Below are 17,046 nucleotides of genomic sequence, written 5' to 3'. Positions count from 1 at the left end.
CACGATCTCTCCTTACCTCATCCTGAGGTGCGAGGGCTGAAAGCCCGAGCCTCGAAGGATCGCTGCTCATCCGCACCCGCCCTTCCCGCTCCCATCGATTCTGGTCTAGAACCCACCATCATCAGGCACGGGGACCGACATGGGCACGCTCGACGGCAAGGTTGCGATCATCACGGGCGCCGCGCGCGGCATCGGCAAGGCGATTGCCGAGCGCTTCGTCGCCGAGGGCGCGAGCGTGGTCATCTCCGACATCATGGAGGACGCCGGCAAGGCGACCGCCGCCGAACTGGCGAAATCCGGCAAGGCCGTGTTCATCGCCGCCGATGTCGGCGATGCCGCCTCGGTCGCAAAGCTGGTCGAGGGTGCGAAAAAGGCCTTCACCGGCGAGATCGACATTCTCATCAACAATGCCGGCATCGTGCATTCGGCCGAATTCCTCGATCTCGCCGAGGCCGATTTCGACAAGGTGCTGCGGGTCAACCTGAAGGGCTCGTTCCTGGTCGGCCAGGCGGTCGCCAAGGTCATGGTCGAGCAGGTCAAGGCCGGCAAGACGCCAGGCGCCATCGTCAACATGAGCTCGGTCAACGCGCGCCTCGCGATCGTCAACCAGATCCCCTATTGCGTGTCGAAGGGTGGCGTCAGCCAGTTGACCAATGTGATGGCGCTCGGCCTCTCCGAATGGGGCATCCGAGTCAATGCCATCGGCCCCGGCTCGATCGCCACCGAAATGCTGGCAAGCGTCAACACCGACAAGACCGCCCGCCACCGCCTGTTCTCGCGCACGCCGCTGCGCCGCCTCGGCGAGCCGGACGAGATCGCCAAGGTCGCCGTGTTCCTCGCCTCCGACGCGGCGAGCTATGTGACGGGCCAGACCATCTATGCCGATGGTGGCCGTCTCGGCCTCAATTACACGGTCCCGGTGGCCGATTGAGCGGCGAGCTGCCGGCAGCGCTCCGATCCGCCATCGAGGCGCTGGCCGCCGGCCATCCCGGCCGGGCGCTGGCCGAGGCCGCGACGAAGCTCTCAGCCGATTACCGGTCGGGCCGTGGCACCAGGCTGGCCCAACCCGTCGACCTCGCCGCCTATGCGGTGGCGCGCATGCCCGCGACCTATGCCGCGATCCGTGCCGTGCTCGACGAGGTGGCGGAGCGCACAGCGTTCGCGCCGGCGAGCCTGATCGATGCCGGCTGCGGACCCGGCACGGCGAGCTGGGCGGCGCTCGACACGTTCGACGGGATCGAAGCCGCGACGCTGGTCGATGCCCATGACGGCATGATCGGCCTTGCCCGGACCCTCGCAGGGCAGGCGCCGGTGCTGGCGCAGGCGCGGTTCACCAAGGCATCCCTCGACCGCTCGCTTGGCGAGGCGGGCAGCGCCGATCTCGTCGTCGCCGGCTATGCGCTGAACGAACTGCCCGCGGCCGAGGTGGGAGCCGCAGCGCTCCGGCTCTACCGGGCGTCCACCGGGCTCACCGTGATCGTCGAGCCTGGCACGCCTCAGGGCTTTGCGGTGGTCGCGTCAGCCCGCGCGGCGTTGATCACGGCCGGAGCGCGCATCATCGCGCCTTGCCCCCATGACGGCTCGTGCCCGCTCGCCGCCCCCGACTGGTGCCATTTCTCCGCCCGCCTGCCGCGGCTGAAGGCGCACAAGGCTGCCAAGGGCGCCGACGTACCCTTTGAGGACGAGCGCTATGCCTATGTCGCGGTGGCAGGCCCCGGCATCGCGATCCATCCTGCCGAGGCTCGCGTGCTGCGCCCGCCGAAAGCCAGCAAGCCGGAAACCACCTTCCGGCTCTGCACGGTCGACGGCCTGGTTGATCGCAGCGTGCCGGTGCGCGACAAATCCCTCTCGCGACTGACCCGCCATACCGGCTGGGGCGACGCTTTCCCGACCGAGACCTGAGGAGCCCCCGACATGACCCGTCTCATTCTGATCGCCGGCCTCGCTCTGATCGCGCCCGCGGCGCTCGCCCAGGAGCCCAATCTCTCGTTCAGCCAGAAGGTGCAGATCTATCGCGCCTGCAAGCCCGATCTCGACCGCCATTGCCCGGATGCCGGGCGCGATTCGACCCGCGTCAACGCCTGCCTGCGCGCCAACCAGAACCGGCTGGCCTCCGGATGCGTCACGACGATCCGCGAGGCGGGGTTTCGCTGACTGGCTGCGATGGGCTGTCGGCAGAGACCGGCGCGAGCCGAACACTCGCCGACTGCGCTACAACTGCCCCCATGTCCGAGACGATTCGCATTCTGGGCCTCGATCCGGGGCTGCGCCGCACCGGCTGGGGCGTCATCGACGTCACCGGCAACCGGCTGGCCTTCGTCGCCTGCGGCACGATCACCTCGGCCGACAAGGCGGAGCTTGCGGTGCGGCTCGCGACGCTCCATCGCGGCATCGAGGACGTGATCCGCACCTGGTCGCCGGATGAGGCGGCGGTGGAGTTCACCTTCGTCAACAAGGACCCGATCTCGACGCTGAAGCTCGGCCAGGCGCGCGGCATCGCCATGGTCGTGCCGGCGCTGGCCGGCCTGCCGGTCGGCGAATACGAGCCGAACAAGGTCAAGAAATCGATCGTCGGCGCGGGCCATGCCGACAAGAACCAGATCGCCATGATGATCGGCATCCTGCTGCCCAAGGCCGATCCCAAGACCGAAGACGCGACCGACGCGCTGGCGATCGCGGTGACCCATGCCCATCACCGGGGACCGGGGGCGCGGATTCCGAAGGCGTGAGGCTCGGCCCGGTTGCTCCTGTCAGATCGTCATGCCCGGCCATGTGCCGGGCATCCACGCCTTGACCTTTTCCGACGCCAAGACGTGGATGGCAGGCACGAGGCCTGCCATGACGCTTGAACGCGGTCTGACGTGTAACGAGAGGGACCCATGACACCCTTCGCCACCATTCGCGCACGCGCTGCCAAGCGCAAAGGCGGCGAGGCCGTGCTCGCCACGCTCTTGCCCGAGATCCGGCCGCAGGCCGCGCTCGCCGACATTCCGGATTCGCGCTTCCTCGCCGAGATGGCCAGGCGCGTGTTCTCGGCAGGCTTCGTCTGGCGGGTGATCGACGCGAAATGGCCGGGTTTCGAGGAGGCCTTTCTCGGTTTCGAGCCGAAGCCGCTGCTGTTCCAGCCGGACGAGTTCTGGCACGACCTGTCGCGCGACAGCCGCATCGTGCGCAATCCGCAGAAGATCAAGTCGGTGCGCGAGAACGCGGCCTTCGTCGCCGACATCGCCGCCGAACACGGCTCCTTCGGGCAATTCCTCAGCCGCTGGCCCGTCGACGACCAGATCGGGCTCACCACGCTCATGGGCAAGCGGGGCTCGCGGCTCGGCGGCAAGACAGGCCAATATTTCCTGCGCTTCGTTGGCTTCGACGGCTTCGTCACCTCGGGCGACATGGTCGCGGCGCTGCGCGATGCCGGCCTCGATGTCGCGGCCGATCCGACCTCGAAGGGCGACCTCGCGAAGGTGCAAGGCGCGGTCAACGCCTATGCCGCCGAGACCGGCCTGCCGCGCGTCCATATCTCGCGGATCCTGGCGATGTCGGTGGGTGAGAACTATGAGCCGGAGCGGCTCCTCGCCGCCATGGGCGAGGAGTGAGGCTCAGGGACCGCGAATCTCCTATGATCATCTGATGGCCGGTCCCCTCCGTTCCTCATCCTGAGGTGCGAGGCGGAACGCCGAGCCTCGAAGGATCGTTCGCTGACCCGCGCGATCCTTCGAGGCTCGGTCGCATAGGCTCCCTCGCACCTCAGGATGAGGCAAGAGCGGGCTTTCGGCATCGAGGGGATAGGGTCTTGGCATGATCGGCAAGCTCAAGGGTGTGATCGACAGCTACGGCCCGGACTGGGTCATCGTCGACGTGCATGGCGTCGGCTATGTCGTCCATTGCTCGTCGCGCACCTTGCAGGCGCTGCCGGCGGCGGGCGAGGCGGCTGTGCTCTCCATCGAGACCATGGTGCGCGAGGACATGATCCGGCTCTTCGGCTTCGCCAATGACCTGGAGCGCGAATGGTTCCGCCTGCTGCTCGGCGTGCAGGGGGTGGGCGCGAAGGTGGCGCTGTCCGTGCTCTCGGCGCTGAAGGCGTCCGACCTCGCCAATGCCATTGCGCTGCGCGACAAGGCGGCGATCGGACGCGCCAATGGCGTCGGGCCGAAGGTTGCCGAGCGCATCGTCACCGAACTGAAGGACAAGGCGCCGGGCTTCACCGACATCGATCCGATGCTGTCGAAGCTTGCCGGCGATGTCGACGAGAAGCGCGCGCCGGGCCCGATCCAGGATGCGATCTCGGCGCTCACCAATCTCGGCTATGGCCAGCCGCAGGCCGCCGCCGCCGTGCATGCCGCGGCGCAGAAGGCCGGCGAGGGGGCCAATACCCAGCAGCTGATCCGGCTGGGGTTGAAGGAACTGAGCTCCTGACGCTCACGCCACTTTCTTGGCCAGCCAGTCCTTCAGCGCCTCGTCGATGCGGGTCTGCCATCCCGCTCCATCGGCCTTGAAGGCGTCCAACACCTCCGGCGACAGGCGGATCGATACCGGCACCTTGGGCTTGGGCTTCTTCGGCCGGCCACGGCGGATCAGCGTCTCGCCGTGATAGAGATCGGCCGCCTCGAACATCTCGTCGGTCCATTCCGGGGCGTCGTCAGGGTCGACCCAGGTGCTCACCGAAACGGGCTCTTTCCCGGTCATTGGCATGTCTCATTGAGATGATGCGGCGGGTTGCGCCGCGGGGTGTCCAGACCAGCGTGACCATCCGGCCGCGCAGGGTTCCGAAAGTCGCTATCCTCGGCTCGCCATAGTCCATGCGCTCGTCGGGGACATCGAAATGGACATCATCGAAAACCAGAATAGCATCCGCGAAATCGAGTCCCCGCTCGTCGAGGGTTCGCTGGCGCTTGTTCTCGTCGTATGAGATGTCCACCGACGGATAAACGTATATACAATAATTTGAGCGTTCAAGCGAATCATTGATGACCGAGCCCCGCCGCATCCTCAATCCCGACCGCCGCGACGATGACGTGGATACCCATCTGCGTCCGCAGCGGCTGACCGAATTCATCGGCCAGGCGCAGGCGCGCTCCAATCTCGAAGTGTTCATCTCGGCTGCCAAGACCCGCGGCGAGGCGCTGGACCATGTGCTGTTCGTCGGCCCGCCCGGCCTTGGCAAGACGACGCTGGCGCAGATCCTCGCCAAGGAGCTCGGCGTCAATTTCCGCTCGACCTCGGGCCCGGTCATCGCCAAGGCCGGCGATCTCGCCGCGCAGCTGACCAATCTCGAAGACCGCGATGTGCTGTTCATCGACGAGATCCACCGGCTCAATCCGGCGGTGGAGGAAATCCTCTATCCCGCCATGGAGGATTTCCAGCTCGACCTGATCATTGGCGAGGGACCGGCGGCGCGCTCGGTGAAGATCGATCTCGCCAAGTTCACGCTGGTTGGCGCAACCACCCGTGCGGGCCTGCTCACCACGCCGCTGCGCGACCGGTTCGGCATCCCGATCCGCCTGCAATTCTATACGGTCGCCGAGCTCGAATATATCGTCACCCGCGGCGCCCGCGTCATCGGCATCGGCATGGCGCCGGATGGTGCGAACGAGATTGCCCGGCGCGCGCGCGGCACACCGCGCATTGCCGGCCGTCTGCTCCGCCGTGTCCGCGATTTCGCGGTCTATCGGGATAGCGACACGATCACCCGCCAGATCGCCGACGAGGCGCTGACCCGGCTGGAGGTGGACGAGGCCGGCCTCGACGCCATGGACCGGCGCTATCTGAAGGCCATCGCGCTGAACTATGGCGGCGGCCCGGTCGGCATCGAGACCATGGCGGCGGCGCTGTCGGAGCCGCGCGATGCCATCGAGGAGATCATCGAGCCCTATCTGATCCAGCAGGGCCTTCTGCAGCGCACGCCGCGCGGGCGGCTTCTGACCTCCAATGCGTTCAAGCATCTGGGCCTCGCCGAACCCAGCCGCGAGGGCGCGCAATTCCATCTGTTCAAGGGCGACGAGGATGAGTGAGCCCCGTCCGCTCGCCGGCCATATCGAGGCCGAGACGCATCATCTGACCGTCCGCGTCTATTACGAGGACACGGACTTTTCCGGCGTCGTCTATCACGCGAGCTATCTGCGCTTCATGGAGCGCGGGCGCACCGATTTCCTGCGCCTATTGGGCGTTGCCCAGGGCGACCTGTTCGACAAGGCGAAGGAAGAGGCCGGGGCCGGTTTCGCCTTCGTCGTGCGCTCGATGGGGATCGAGTTCCTGCGCCCCGCCCGGATCGACGATATTCTGACTATCGAGACCCGCACGCTGGAGGTGAAGGGCGCCACCCTCAACCTCGAACAGAAGGTGAAGCGCGGCGACGAAGTGCTGGTGGAAGCCAAGGTGCGCGTCGCCTTTGTGGCCGGTGCCCGTCCCATGCGCATTCCGGACTCGCTCCGCCGCGTCATGACGCCGTCTGCCTGATGACCCTTCTCGGCTTCGGCCCGGGCGAGCTTGCCGCCATCACCGCCATCATGACGCTCGCCACCCTCGTGCAGATGGGGCTCGGCCTCGGCCTGTCGCTGGTGATGATACCGCTGCTCGCCCTGGTCTCGCCGACGCTGGTGCCGGGGCCGGCGGTCTGCTGCGCCTTCGTGCTCATGCCGCTGATGATCCATGGCAACGGCCATCTGATCTCCCGGGTCGAGATCGGCTGGGGCGCCTTCGGGCTGGTGCTCGGCACGGCGGTCGGTGTCGTCGCGCTGGTCTGGATCGATCCCGTTCACCTGCCGCGCGTGTTCGGCGCGATGATCCTGATCGCGGTCGGGCTTGCCCTGTCGGGCCTCAGGCTGAAGGTCCAGCCGCGCGACATTGCCGGCGCCAGCATCGTGTCCGGCGTGATGGGCGGCATGTCGGGCATCCACGGGCCGCTAATCGGGATCGTCTATGCCGGCGAGGACCCCGCCAAGATCCGCGCAACCCTCGCGCTCTACTGGATCATTGCCTATGCGATCATGATCGCCATGCATGTGGTGGCCGGGCGGTTCGGCTGGATCGATGTGGCGCGGGCAGGGGTGCTGATGCCGGGACTGCTTATCGGCTACTGGCTGGCGCCGCTGATCGTGCGCCATATCGACCGGCAGCGCATGCGCTGGGGCATGCTGACGATCGCGACGCTCGGCGCGCTGATGCTGCTGATCCGGGGGTGAGAGGCGGTCAGGTTAGGGAAGTATCCGCTGCTCCGCTCGACTGCTCCGCCCGCACATCCGTCATCCCCGGCGAGCGAAGCGAGGGAAGGGGATCCAGGGGCCACCAGGTCCGTTCCATCCACGGGGTTGCGAGAGTGTGACGAGCGCCCCCTGGACCCCCTTCCCTCGACGCCTTCGGCATCTCGCCGGGGGTGACGTCAGTGTGGTTGCGGGTAAACTCCGCGAGGGGACCGGCAGCGGCGTGTCGGCAATTCCCCACCCGCCGGCCATGCCAACCCTGCATCTCACGCATTTTTATGTTGCAGTGCAGTCCTAACCCGTCATTAACCTCAATGATGGCTTGGTAGGACACCACGCGGATGCACGTTCCGCGCCACGGTCAAGACACATTCAACGGGCATTTCGACCCTTCAGGGGACGATTGGGCGCAAAAGATCAGGGATCGCGCCTGCCGTCCGTGGGTCTTCAGCCGTGGCGGGAATTGTTCTGCGACCTCGAAGCCGGACCCGTGCCGAACAAGGATCGCCGCTCATGAACCCCGCTGATGCAGCGCAGACAGCCCTCGCCGCCCACGACGCCTCGCTCTGGAACCTGTTCATGCAGGCGCATTGGGTGGTGAAAGCCGTGATGCTCGGCCTGATCGCCTCGTCGATCTGGGTCTGGGCGATCATCGTCGAAAAGATCATCATGTACCGGCGCACGCGCAACCAGATGGACCGCTTCGAGCAGGTCTTCTGGTCGGGCCAGAGCCTGGAAGAACTCTACCGGACGCTGGCCCAGCGGCCGACGACCGCCATGGCCGCCCTGTTCGTTGCCGCCATGCGCGAATGGAAGCGCAGCCATGAGACGGCGGCGCGCTCGTTCGCCGGCCTGCAGCAGCGCATCGACCGGGTGATGAATGTCACCATCCAGCGCGAGGTGGAACGCCTCGAAGCCCGCCTGATGGTGCTGGCGACCGTTGCCTCCGCCGGCCCGTTCATCGGCCTGTTCGGCACGGTCTGGGGCATCATGACCGCCTTCCAGGCGATCGCCATTTCCAAGAACACGTCGCTGGCCGTTGTCGCGCCGGGCATCGCGGAAGCGCTGTTTGCCACCGCCATCGGCCTGGTTGCCGCGATCCCCGCCACCATCGCCTACAACAAGCTCGCCGGCGAGGTGAACAAGATCGCCAACCGCCTCGAGGGCTTTGCCGACGAATTCGCCGCCATCCTGTCGCGTCAGATCGACCAGCAGGGCGGGCCGGCTTCCTACGACCAGCGCGCAGCCTGAGGACGGACCGGTCATGGGAGCACAACTCGCAGGCGGCGGTGGCCGCGGCTCAGGCCGCAGGCGCAGGCGCGCCTTCGTCATGAACGAGATCAACATCACGCCGATGGTCGACGTGATGCTGGTGCTGATGATCATCTTCATGGTGGCAGCACCGCTGATGACCGTGTCGGTGCCGATCGACCTGCCGCAGGCGTCCGCCCGTGCGGCCCAGCAGGACAAGCCGCCGATCACGGTCTCCGTCAGGCAGAACGGCGAGATCTATGTCGGTGAGGACAAGGTCGATTCAGCCCAGCTGGTCGAGCGCGTGCGCGCCACCGCGCAGAACGGCGCAGAGGAACGCATCTTCGTGCGTGGCGATGCCGCCGCCAATTACCAGGCCATCATGGACGTGCTGTCGCAGCTGAAGGGCGGCGGCTTCACCAAGGTCGCGCTGGTCGCGACCGAACGCGCCGCGCGCTGAAAGGCAGGCTGAGGCAGTGGCTCTCCATCCGCAAAAGGTCGGTTACGGGATCTCGGTCGGCGCGCATCTGATGCTCGTCGCCGCGGCCCTGTTCGGCTTTTTGACATCGACGCCCAAGCCCGAGGAGGGCGAGAGCGTGCCGGTGGAGATCGTGTCCGACGAGCCGGCCCAGTCGACCCGCGGCGAACGCCGGGGCCAGCAGACGCCGACGCCGCAGCGCGTGGTCGACCGCCAGACCCCCGACGAGCGCCCGACGCCCGACGATCCGAATACGCCGGTTGCCCGCGAGCGCGTGCAGAACGTGCAATTGCCGCCGCCGCCGACCCCGCGTCCGCCGGTGCCCCAGCCGGCGCCGGAGGCTGCCGAACCGCCGCCGCCAGCCCCGCGCCCGGCCCAGGTCGCAGCCGTCCAGCCGCCGCCGCCGACCCCGCCCCAGCCGCAGCCCCGTCCGACCCCGTCGGCGCAGGAGGTGCGCGAGGATCTGGCCGCCCGTGAGGCGGAGATCCAGGCGCAGAAGAAGCGCGAGGAAGAGCAGCAGCGCCAGGCTGAGCAGCGCCAGGCCGAGCAGCGCCGTCGTGACGAGCAACGCCGCCAGGAGCAGCAGCGCCAGGCCGAACAGCGGGAGCGCGAGCAGCGCGAAGCCCGCGAGAAGCAGGAACGCGAGCAGCGTGAGCGTCAGGTCCGCGAGGCCCGCGAACGCCGTGAGCGCGAACAGCGCGAGACCGCCGAACGCGCCGAGCGGCAGCGCCAGGAGCGCGCCAATGCGCGCGCCTTCGATCCGAATTCCATCGCTGCCCGGCTGAACACCAGCCAGACCCAGGCCAATGACCGCCGCCAGGCGAGCCGGACGGAAGCAACGGGCGCCTCCGCGCCGATGCGCACCGCCTCGCTCGGCACGGCGACCGGCGCCGCCGCGCGCATTTCAGGCCGCGAGAGCGACGCCATCCGCGCCTGGGTGGAACGGTGCTGGGAGATCCCGATCGCGGCGCGCGAGGGCGACAGCCCGGCGGTGCGCCTGCGCATTTCGTTCAATCCCGATGGCACCGTGTCCGCCCGCCCCGAGGTGCAGAACCCCCGCGGCGACAGCAATTTCCAGGTGCTGGCCAATTCCGCCGTGCGCGCCGTCATGCGCTGCTCGGCCGAAGGCGGCGTGCGCCTGCCGCGCGAGCGCTACGATACGTGGCGCGATGTTGTCCTGAATTTCGATCCGAAGGAGATGCGCTGAGACGTCGTCATGCCTCTGAGACATGAGTGCGCGACCCCGTCCGAGCCGCCGAGACCGATGATGACCCAGATGTTCAACCGCCGCACTGTCCTCGCCGCTGGCGCCACGATCGCCAGCACTCCGCTTTTCGCGCCTTACTCGCGCGCCCAGAGCTCGCCGCCGGTGATCGATATCCGGCGCGGCCAGGTGCAGCCCTTCCCCATCGCCATTCCCAATCTGGGCGGCGAGGGCGATATGGGCCGCAACATCACCGGCGTGATCGAGAACAATCTGCGCCGCTCGGGCTTCTTCCGCATCGTCGATCGCCAGTCCTATGGCGACCAGCCGGTGGATGCCGATCAGCCGCCGGCCTTCGCGCGGTTCCAGCGGGCGGGTGCCGCCGGCGTCGTCACGGGCCGTGCCGGGCGTGGCGCCGATGGCCGTTCGCGCGTCGAGTTCCGCCTGTGGGACGTAGCCCAGGGCACCCAGCTGCATGGCCAGCAATTTGCCACCCAGGAAGCCAATTGGCGGCGCATCGGCCATCTCGTGTCGGACCAGATCTTCGAGCGGGTGACCGGCGAGAAGGGCCATTTCGACACCCGCGTGGTGTTCATCGACGAGACCGGCCCGAAGGATCGCCGGCAGAAGCGTCTCGCCATCATGGATCAGGACGGCGCCAATGTGCGCTACCTCACCCGCGGCGGCGACCTGGTGCTGACGCCGCGCTTCTCGCCGTCGTCCCAGGACATCACCTACATGGCCTATAATGGCGGTGAGCCCCGGGTGTTCCTGTTGAACATCGAGACCGGCCAGCGCGAGCAGGTCGGCAATTTCCCCGGCATGACCTTCTCGCCGCGCTTCTCGCCGGATGGCCAGCGCATCGTGCTGTCGCTGCAGCAGGGCGCCTCGTCGTCGATCTATTCGCTGGACCTGCGCTCCAAGAGCGCGGTGCGGCTGACCGACGGCACGGCCATCGATACCGGCCCGTCCTATTCGCCGGACGGCCGGCAGATGGTGTTCGAGAGCGATCGCGGCGGCACCCAGCAGCTCTATGTGATGGGGGCGGGCGGTGGTGGCGCCAACCGCATCTCCTTCGGCCAGGGCCGTTATTCGACGCCGGTCTGGTCGCCGCGCGGCGATCTCATCGCCTTCACCCGGCAGAGCTCGGAGGGCTTCTCGATCGGCGTGGTCAAGCCGGATGGTTCGGGCGAGCGCATCCTCACCACCGGCTTCCACAACGAGGGCCCGACCTTTGCGCCGAACGGCCTGTTCGTGATGTTCTTCCGCGACCAGGGCGGCGGCCCGAAGATCTACCAGTCCGACATCTTCGCGCGTGCCGAGAACGTCGTGCCGACGCCGTCGTTTGCGTCGGATCCGGCCTGGGGCCCGAAGCTGGGCTGAGGCGTCAGCGCGGCTCGAACCGATAGATCACCTGGCCGAGCGGCAGCGGCGGCGAGAGCAACTTCGCGCAGCGCTGGTCGAGCGCGAGCAACATCACATGAGCATGTCGGCGCGCCTCGTCGGTCGGTCCCATGGCGCGCAGCACGCCGAGCGCTTCGGCAGGCCGGCCGGCTGCCTGCAGCAGTTCGACCGCGATGGCGCGATTGCTCTCGGCCGGTGCCTGGCCGGCGCGGATCGCCGTGGCCGTGGCCAGCCAGCCATCCCAGTCGAAGCCCGGTGACAGGAGCTGATGGCGGGGAGGTGCCGGCTGCTCGCCGCGCACGAAGCCTGCGAGCATTTCCCGCGCGACCGCCCGCTCCAGAGCCAGCAGCGCGGTTTCGTTCGGGTCGCCGTCGGGCGAGCCCCTGAACGTGGCCAGTTGGCCGCGCGCCGTGGCGAGCCCCAGCACCTGCGCCACGCCGGTGAAAAGCATCGCGCGCAGCTTGTCGTCGTCTTCGGCCGGATCGATGCGCCCGGCGCGGATCGCTGCCAGCAACGGCGCTGCCACCTCGGAGCCCAGACGGGCTTCGCCGGTCTGGTTCAGCAGGGTCAGCAGGGTCTGGGTGCGCGGGGCCACGCGCGCCAGCTCGGTCACCGCATCGATGCTGCCCGTCTGCGGCGACCGCCGCGCCTGGAGCACCTTGGCTGCGGCGCGCAGCTCCGGCGGCAGGCTGTCGAGCGAATAGGGCCTCGGGCGGAGCGTGACATGGCCGCGCCAGAGCGGCGTGAAGTGCTGGACGAGCTGATCCGGTGTCGCCGGATTCAGCGGCGAGCGCCGGAGGAGGCCGAGCCAGTCGCCGGGATCGCTGTTGAGGGCCACAAGATCGAGGGCGAGCGCCCACAGGCCATGGGCTTCCGCCTTGCCGGCGGCGCGGGTGCGGGTGGCGTCGTCGAGATCGCCGAGGGCGCGGGCCAGCATCACCTGGAAGCTGGTGACGAGATTGGCGGTCACCTCGGGCAGGGCCGCGCGGCGGGCCAGCTCGCGGAACAGCTGGTCTTCCTGGCCATCGACGATGAAGGCGCGCGCGGCGGACAGGCCGCCCGGTGGCGCCGGCGCATTGGGCGGCCCTGCGCCCAGTGTGGCCAGCCGCTCGGCCGGGTCCATGAAGGCCAGCCGCAAGTCCTCGATGCGCTGCGGCGGCTTGGCGCGGCGGCCAAGCTCGTCGATCAGCCGTCTGCCACGTTCGGGAGAGAGATCGCCGTGGCGGATCATCAGGAAAGCGGCGTCGCTGCCGAAGTGATCGCGCCAGAAGCGCTGCTCGCTCCTCGGATCGACCAGCAGGAATTCGGCGGTGGCGACGATGTCCGGCGTGTGGCGGCAAACCGGCGCGGCCGCCCGCGCCGCGCCCGTGGCGAGCCAGAACAGCAGAACCGTGGTCAGAAGGCGGAAGGCAAGACGCATGGTCGTGTGCCCTGTCGATTGATCCGTCGCCCGAACTGGAGGTTACGGCTGAGCGGGTACCCATGCAAGCAGCGGGCAGGGGGCATTCCTTGCAGAAGGCTGCATATGCAGCCAATCTGCATCCATGCCCGATCCAGCGCTTCCCCTCATCGCCTCGCCGTCCGCCTGCACCTGCGCACGCGTCCGCAAGGCGGCGCGGCGGGTGTCGCAGATCTATGACCAGCATATCGAGCCCTATGGCCTGACCGTCACGCAGTTCGGCATTCTCGCCCAGCTGCGCAGTCTCGACGGCGTGTCGATCGGCCAGCTCGCCGAGCGGATGGTCATGGACCCGACCTCGCTGACGCGCGGCCTGAAGCCGCTGGAGCGGCGCGGGCTGGTCGCCCAGGCGCCCGATCCGAACGATCGCCGCGCCCGCCGGCTGACGCTGACGGAGGAGGGCCGGCAGGCGCTGCGGGCGGCCCGGCCCGGCTGGGAGCGCGCGCAGGCCCAGGTGGCCGCGGCGCTGGGGCCGGTCCATCTCGCCGATCTCACCGACGCGCTCGACACGGCGCTTGCGCGCCTGAGCGCCTGATGGCCGCCCCGGTCATCCCCGACACCTCCGCTTATCTGCATATGCAGCCGAACCCCACTGCCGTTTTCCCGCCTGCCGCGCCCACCGGATGACGCCATGACCGCAGCCAATGCCTCCCCCGCCTTTGCCGGCAAGCCGGTCCATCCGCTGCTGGCCGGGCCGATCCTGCCGACCATCATCCGGCTGAGCATTCCCAACATGATGGCCATGGTGGCGACCGCCGCAGTGGCGGTGGCCGAGACGGTCTATGTCGGCCTGCTCGGCATTCCGGCGCTCGCCGGCATGGCGCTGGTCTTTCCGATGGTGATGCTGCAGCAGATGATGTCGGCCGGCGCCATGGGCGGCGGCGTGTCGTCGGCGATTTCGCGGGCGCTCGGCGCTGGCGACGAGGCGCGGGCGCGGTCGCTGGCGGTCCACACCGTGCTGATCGCAGTTGGCGCGGGTCTCAGCCTGTCGGCTTTGTTCCTGCTGTTCGGCCGACAGATCTATGTGGCGCTCGGCGGGGCGGGCGCGGCGCTCGAACAGGCGCTGCTGCTCTCCAACACGCTGTTTGCCGGCATTGTCGCGGTCTGGCTGTGCAACCTGCTCGCTTCCGTCGTGCGCGGCTCCGGCAACATGCGGCTGCCCTCGACCACACTGGTGGCGGTAGCCGCCTTGCAGGTTGTGCTCGGCGGCACGCTGTCGCTTGGGCTCGGGCCGTTCCCGCGTCTCGGCATGCTGGGCTTGGGGCTCGGGCAGGTCCTCGCCTATGGCGCCGGCGCCGCCTGGTTCTTCGTCTATCTGATGTCGGGCAAGAGCCGCATCGCGCTGTCCTTCTCCGGCGTGCGGTTCCGGCCCGACCATTTCATGGACATCCTGCGGGTCGGCGCGCTCGCCTGTCTGTCGTCGTTCCAGTCGGTGCTCACCGTGCTGGTGCTGACGCGCCTCGTCGCGCGCTTCGGCGAGGCGGCGCTTGCCGGCTATGGCATCGGCTCAAGGCTCGAATTCCTGCTCATCCCCTTCACCTTCGCGGTCGGCGTGTCGCTGGTGCCGATGGTCGGCACCGCGATCGGCGCGGGTCAGGCGGATCGCGCACGCCGCGCCGCCTGGACTGGCGGGCTCATGGCCTTCCTGATCACCGGCACGATCGGCCTTGCCGGCTGGCTGATGCCGACCGCCTGGGCAAGGCTCTTCACGACGGATCTCGCGGTGATTGAATCGGCGCGCAGCTATCTCGTCTGGGCCGGCCCGGCCTTCGGCTTCTACGGGCTCGGTCTCTGCCTCTATTTCGCGGCGCAGGGTGCGGGACGGGTGCTGGGCCCGGTGCTCGCCGGTTCGGCGCGCCTGATCACGGTGGCGCTTGGCGGCTGGTGGCTGGTCGCGACCGATCAGCCGCAATGGATGATGTTCGCGCTCGTCGGTGTGTCGATGGTGGTCTACGGGCTGGCGACCGCCTACGCGATCGCCCGAACGCGCTGGGGCGGCGTCAGGGGCTAGGCGCCTTCGGTTTCGCCACCATCTGGATCAGCTTGGCGACCACCACCGGGTGGCTTGCCAGCAGGCCGTGGGTCGCGCTGCCGACCGTAGAGGAGCGCACATCGGTCAGCAGCCGCGACAGCGCCTTGGCGATGGCGGGGGCGACCGGCGGGCTGGCAGCCCCGGTCGCGATCAGCACGGGGATGGCGAGGCCGGCCAGATCCTCTTTCGTCATCGGATCGGAAAAGGCTGCCGTAATGTCGCGGGTGTCGCCGGGGGCGGCGGCCTGGACATAGTCCTTCACCTCCTGCGGCAGGCGGGCAAAGCCGCCCGGGCCGAACCAGTAGTCGATCAGGTCGGCGACAGCCTCGATCCGGCCGGCCAGCACGCGGTCGGCATAGAGGGTGAAGAAGCGCCTTGCCGATTCATAGGTCTCCTGCTCGCCGGCCAGCTTCAGGGCCTGGAAGAAGACCGGCTCGAACAGGGCGAGCCCGCGCACCTGGCCCGGCCGCCGGACGGCGGCGTGGAGCGTGATGTTGCCGCCATAGGAATGGGCGGCCATCCAGACCGGCTGTCCGGCGAAATCGACCAGTTCGGCCAGAGCCTCGGCTGTCGCTGGCGTCGAGATATCCTCGCCGGCAGGCATGGGATCGGAAGAGGCATGGCCCGGCAGGTCCGGCATGAGCAGACGGAAGCGGGGGCTGAGATGCTCCACCACCTTGCCCCACATGCGGTGCTCGCCGGGCGAGCCGTGCACGAGAATCAGCGGATCGCCGGCGCCTGCCTCGGCGTAGAAGAGCTTGCGGCCGTTGGTGAGCGTCAGATGCGGCATGAGCACAAGGGGCAGGCGGTGCGTCGACGGGCTGACGTTACACGAGAGGCGGCCGGTCCGACAGTCAGCGTTCCGACGGGATGGCGCGGTTCACCCCACCCCGACCCTCCCCTCGCCGAGGGGAGGGGGAAGCGCCGCGCCATCGCTCAGGGCGGGCTCTATCCTCTGGGCGCGATCCAACTCCCTCCCCTCATTGAGGGGAGGGTCGGGGTGGGGTGACAGGGTCGAAGTCTCCGCCATCTGCTCCCAATAGAACGCTCTAGCCGCCCCTGGCCTTGCAGCGGCGGGCCGGCACTGTTGCCCATCGGCAACAGGTAGCTAAAGGGTTGACCAGGCAGGGCATGTTCATTGCGCGGCCACCCGGCTGCCACTTTCTGGTCACGCTCCGCCGCGATGCCGTAGGGGTCGAAACGGTCATCAAGACGGCCGCACCGATGGGGATGGGGCTCCTGTTAACCGGCAGTTGACCATCCCGACGAATGGTCGGGCGGTGAGGATTTTGCGCCTCACGGCCCGACCGTTTGTGAATTGTCCCGCTTTATCAGTCGTTTGGCTGAAGAGAACTGCCCCAGGTGTCAAGGCTTCGTCGCCAAGTTGCGGACAAGCCGAAGACCGAAGGGAAGGTTCGCTTAACCCCCAGACTGGTAAAGGAACGCCTACGTTTCTGGTCAAGGAGACCCCCAATGATGTCCATGGCTCTTGGGCGCAACATGAAGTTTGCCGCCCTTATGCTGGTGGGCCTGGCGCTCGGCGCCTGTGCTCAAAATCCCGCCAACACTGCCGGCGGCGGCGCCGGTGGCGCAGGGGCGGCAACGCCCGGCAGCCCGCAGGACTTCGTCGTCAATGTCGGCGACCGCGTGTTCTTCGAAAGCGACTCGTCGGAGCTCACCGGCACGGCGCGCGCGACCCTCGACAAGCAGGCGACCTGGCTGCAGCAGTACAACCGCTATTCGTTCACGGTCGAAGGTCATGCCGACGAGCGCGGCACCCGCGAATACAACATCGCGCTTGGCGCCCGCCGCGCCCAGACGGTGCGCGACTATCTCGCCGCTCGCGGCCTGTCGACGGCGCGCATCCGCACCATCTCCTACGGCAAGGAGCGCCCGGTGGCGGTTTGCGACAATATCTCGTGCTGGTCGCAGAACCGCCGCGCGGTCACCGTCCTGTCGGGCGGCGCCGGCTCCTGATCGAGATCGGGCCGCATAGCCCCGTATCAGGCGGCGCCCGGT

20 protein-coding genes are annotated in these 17,046 nt (G+C 68.2%); 16 read left to right on the top strand and 4 right to left on the bottom strand.

Annotated features, from left to right (window positions below):
* Positions 1–139: 139 nt before the first annotated feature.
* The 6 genes from E8L99_RS23235 to ruvA all read left to right on the top strand — a co-directional run bounded on the left by E8L99_RS23235 (position 140) and on the right by ruvA (position 4,416).
* Entirely contained in the window at positions 140–931 is a 792-nt protein-coding gene (locus tag E8L99_RS23235; RefSeq protein ID WP_137101788.1) for an SDR family NAD(P)-dependent oxidoreductase, read from the top strand.
* Complete coding sequence (locus E8L99_RS23230; protein WP_137101787.1) at positions 928–1,902, top strand: small ribosomal subunit Rsm22 family protein; 975 nt, start codon at positions 928–930, stop codon at positions 1,900–1,902. The genes E8L99_RS23235 and E8L99_RS23230 overlap by 4 nt, the downstream gene beginning before the upstream one ends.
* 12 nt (positions 1,903–1,914) lie before the next feature.
* A complete protein-coding gene (locus E8L99_RS23225; RefSeq protein ID WP_137101786.1) occupies positions 1,915–2,154 on the top strand; it encodes a cysteine rich repeat-containing protein in 240 nt (79 codons plus the stop codon).
* Between the two features lie 71 nt (positions 2,155–2,225).
* Positions 2,226–2,729: a crossover junction endodeoxyribonuclease RuvC gene (gene ruvC / locus E8L99_RS23220; RefSeq protein ID WP_137101785.1), complete on the top strand. Its 504-nt coding sequence runs from the start codon at positions 2,226–2,228 to the stop codon at positions 2,727–2,729.
* Between the two features lie 150 nt (positions 2,730–2,879).
* A complete protein-coding gene (locus E8L99_RS23215) occupies positions 2,880–3,596 on the top strand; it encodes a DNA-3-methyladenine glycosylase I (RefSeq protein ID WP_137101784.1) in 717 nt (238 codons plus the stop codon).
* Between the two features lie 202 nt (positions 3,597–3,798).
* On the top strand, positions 3,799–4,416 hold the full coding sequence (gene ruvA, locus E8L99_RS23210; RefSeq protein WP_137101783.1) for a Holliday junction branch migration protein RuvA: 618 nt from the start codon (positions 3,799–3,801) through the stop codon (positions 4,414–4,416).
* Between the two features lie 3 nt (positions 4,417–4,419).
* Here the strand turns inward: ruvA and E8L99_RS23205 are convergent, their stop codons facing one another.
* Positions 4,420–4,662 (bottom strand): BrnA antitoxin family protein, encoded by a 243-nt coding sequence (locus E8L99_RS23205; protein ID WP_252511203.1) that lies wholly within the window; start codon positions 4,660–4,662, stop codon positions 4,420–4,422.
* Positions 4,640–4,987: a BrnT family toxin gene (locus E8L99_RS23200; RefSeq protein WP_252511202.1), complete on the bottom strand. Its 348-nt coding sequence runs from the start codon at positions 4,985–4,987 to the stop codon at positions 4,640–4,642. Before E8L99_RS23200 ends, E8L99_RS23205 begins: the two co-directional genes overlap by 23 nt.
* Here E8L99_RS23200 and ruvB point away from each other — a divergent pair.
* From ruvB to tolB, 7 genes are all read left to right on the top strand, one after another.
* Entirely contained in the window at positions 4,968–6,011 is a 1,044-nt protein-coding gene (gene ruvB / locus E8L99_RS23195; protein ID WP_137101781.1) for a Holliday junction branch migration DNA helicase RuvB, read from the top strand. The genes E8L99_RS23200 and ruvB overlap by 20 nt on opposite strands.
* Entirely contained in the window at positions 6,004–6,456 is a 453-nt protein-coding gene (gene ybgC / locus E8L99_RS23190; RefSeq protein ID WP_137101780.1) for a tol-pal system-associated acyl-CoA thioesterase, read from the top strand. Before ruvB ends, ybgC begins: the two co-directional genes overlap by 8 nt.
* The gene (locus E8L99_RS23185) at positions 6,456–7,181 is read left to right on the top strand and encodes a sulfite exporter TauE/SafE family protein (RefSeq protein WP_137101779.1); all 726 of its coding nucleotides are present in this window, start codon (positions 6,456–6,458) and stop codon (positions 7,179–7,181) included. The genes ybgC and E8L99_RS23185 overlap by 1 nt, the downstream gene beginning before the upstream one ends.
* A gap of 531 nt (positions 7,182–7,712) precedes the next feature.
* Positions 7,713–8,450, top strand: a complete 738-nt coding sequence (gene tolQ, locus E8L99_RS23180) for a protein TolQ (RefSeq protein WP_137101778.1) — start codon at positions 7,713–7,715, stop codon at positions 8,448–8,450.
* A 13-nt stretch (positions 8,451–8,463) separates the two neighbouring features.
* Complete coding sequence (gene tolR / locus E8L99_RS23175) at positions 8,464–8,910, top strand: protein TolR (RefSeq protein ID WP_137101777.1); 447 nt, start codon at positions 8,464–8,466, stop codon at positions 8,908–8,910.
* Between the two features lie 16 nt (positions 8,911–8,926).
* A complete protein-coding gene (gene tolA, locus E8L99_RS23170) occupies positions 8,927–10,135 on the top strand; it encodes a cell envelope integrity protein TolA (protein WP_137101776.1) in 1,209 nt (402 codons plus the stop codon).
* A gap of 60 nt (positions 10,136–10,195) precedes the next feature.
* The gene (gene tolB / locus E8L99_RS23165) at positions 10,196–11,515 is read left to right on the top strand and encodes a Tol-Pal system beta propeller repeat protein TolB (protein ID WP_137101775.1); all 1,320 of its coding nucleotides are present in this window, start codon (positions 10,196–10,198) and stop codon (positions 11,513–11,515) included.
* Positions 11,516–11,519: 4 nt separating this feature from the next.
* On the opposite strand, the gene E8L99_RS23160 is transcribed toward tolB, so the two are convergent.
* On the bottom strand, positions 11,520–12,956 hold the full coding sequence (locus E8L99_RS23160) for a hypothetical protein (RefSeq protein WP_137101774.1): 1,437 nt from the start codon (positions 12,954–12,956) through the stop codon (positions 11,520–11,522).
* A gap of 124 nt (positions 12,957–13,080) precedes the next feature.
* Here E8L99_RS23160 and E8L99_RS23155 point away from each other — a divergent pair, with 124 nt between their 5' ends.
* Positions 13,081–13,530 carry a MarR family winged helix-turn-helix transcriptional regulator gene (locus E8L99_RS23155; RefSeq protein WP_137101773.1) on the top strand — a complete coding sequence of 150 codons (450 nt, stop codon included), beginning with the start codon at positions 13,081–13,083 and terminating at the stop codon, positions 13,528–13,530.
* 96 nt (positions 13,531–13,626) lie between these two features.
* Entirely contained in the window at positions 13,627–15,006 is a 1,380-nt protein-coding gene (locus tag E8L99_RS23150) for an MATE family efflux transporter (RefSeq protein ID WP_137101772.1), read from the top strand.
* Here the strand turns inward: E8L99_RS23150 and E8L99_RS23145 are convergent.
* On the bottom strand, positions 14,996–15,817 hold the full coding sequence (locus tag E8L99_RS23145; protein WP_137101771.1) for an alpha/beta fold hydrolase: 822 nt from the start codon (positions 15,815–15,817) through the stop codon (positions 14,996–14,998). The two genes, E8L99_RS23150 and E8L99_RS23145, sit on opposite strands and share 11 nt — an antisense overlap.
* A gap of 686 nt (positions 15,818–16,503) precedes the next feature.
* Between E8L99_RS23145 and pal the strand changes: the two genes are divergently transcribed.
* The gene (gene pal / locus E8L99_RS23140; protein WP_391527506.1) at positions 16,504–17,004 is read left to right on the top strand and encodes a peptidoglycan-associated lipoprotein Pal; all 501 of its coding nucleotides are present in this window, start codon (positions 16,504–16,506) and stop codon (positions 17,002–17,004) included.
* Positions 17,005–17,046 lie beyond the last annotated feature (42 nt).

The organism is Phreatobacter aquaticus (assembly GCF_005160265.1).
Taxonomy (GTDB): Bacteria; Pseudomonadota; Alphaproteobacteria; order Rhizobiales; family Phreatobacteraceae; genus Phreatobacter; species Phreatobacter aquaticus.
This window is presented reverse-complemented; position numbering and strand designations above follow the sequence as displayed.

Coding starts and splice junctions, on each gene's coding strand:
- E8L99_RS23235 (WP_137101788.1), top strand. CDS start 140: ATGGGCACGCTCGACGGCAAGGTTGCGATCATCACGGGCGCCGCGCGC.
- E8L99_RS23225 (WP_137101786.1), top strand. CDS start 1,915: ATGACCCGTCTCATTCTGATCGCCGGCCTCGCTCTGATCGCGCCCGCG.
- ruvC (WP_137101785.1), top strand. CDS start 2,226: ATGTCCGAGACGATTCGCATTCTGGGCCTCGATCCGGGGCTGCGCCGC.
- E8L99_RS23215 (WP_137101784.1), top strand. CDS start 2,880: ATGACACCCTTCGCCACCATTCGCGCACGCGCTGCCAAGCGCAAAGGC.
- ruvA (WP_137101783.1), top strand. CDS start 3,799: ATGATCGGCAAGCTCAAGGGTGTGATCGACAGCTACGGCCCGGACTGG.
- ruvB (WP_137101781.1), top strand. CDS start 4,968: ATGACCGAGCCCCGCCGCATCCTCAATCCCGACCGCCGCGACGATGAC.
- E8L99_RS23200 (WP_252511202.1), bottom strand. CDS start 4,987: ATGCGGCGGGGCTCGGTCATCAATGATTCGCTTGAACGCTCAAATTAT.
- ybgC (WP_137101780.1), top strand. CDS start 6,004: ATGAGTGAGCCCCGTCCGCTCGCCGGCCATATCGAGGCCGAGACGCAT.
- E8L99_RS23185 (WP_137101779.1), top strand. CDS start 6,456: ATGACCCTTCTCGGCTTCGGCCCGGGCGAGCTTGCCGCCATCACCGCC.
- tolQ (WP_137101778.1), top strand. CDS start 7,713: ATGAACCCCGCTGATGCAGCGCAGACAGCCCTCGCCGCCCACGACGCC.
- tolR (WP_137101777.1), top strand. CDS start 8,464: ATGGGAGCACAACTCGCAGGCGGCGGTGGCCGCGGCTCAGGCCGCAGG.
- tolB (WP_137101775.1), top strand. CDS start 10,196: ATGACCCAGATGTTCAACCGCCGCACTGTCCTCGCCGCTGGCGCCACG.
- E8L99_RS23160 (WP_137101774.1), bottom strand. CDS start 12,956: ATGCGTCTTGCCTTCCGCCTTCTGACCACGGTTCTGCTGTTCTGGCTC.
- E8L99_RS23155 (WP_137101773.1), top strand. CDS start 13,081: ATGCCCGATCCAGCGCTTCCCCTCATCGCCTCGCCGTCCGCCTGCACC.
- E8L99_RS23150 (WP_137101772.1), top strand. CDS start 13,627: ATGACCGCAGCCAATGCCTCCCCCGCCTTTGCCGGCAAGCCGGTCCAT.
- E8L99_RS23145 (WP_137101771.1), bottom strand. CDS start 15,817: ATGCCGCATCTGACGCTCACCAACGGCCGCAAGCTCTTCTACGCCGAG.
- pal (WP_391527506.1), top strand. CDS start 16,504: ATGTCCATGGCTCTTGGGCGCAACATGAAGTTTGCCGCCCTTATGCTG.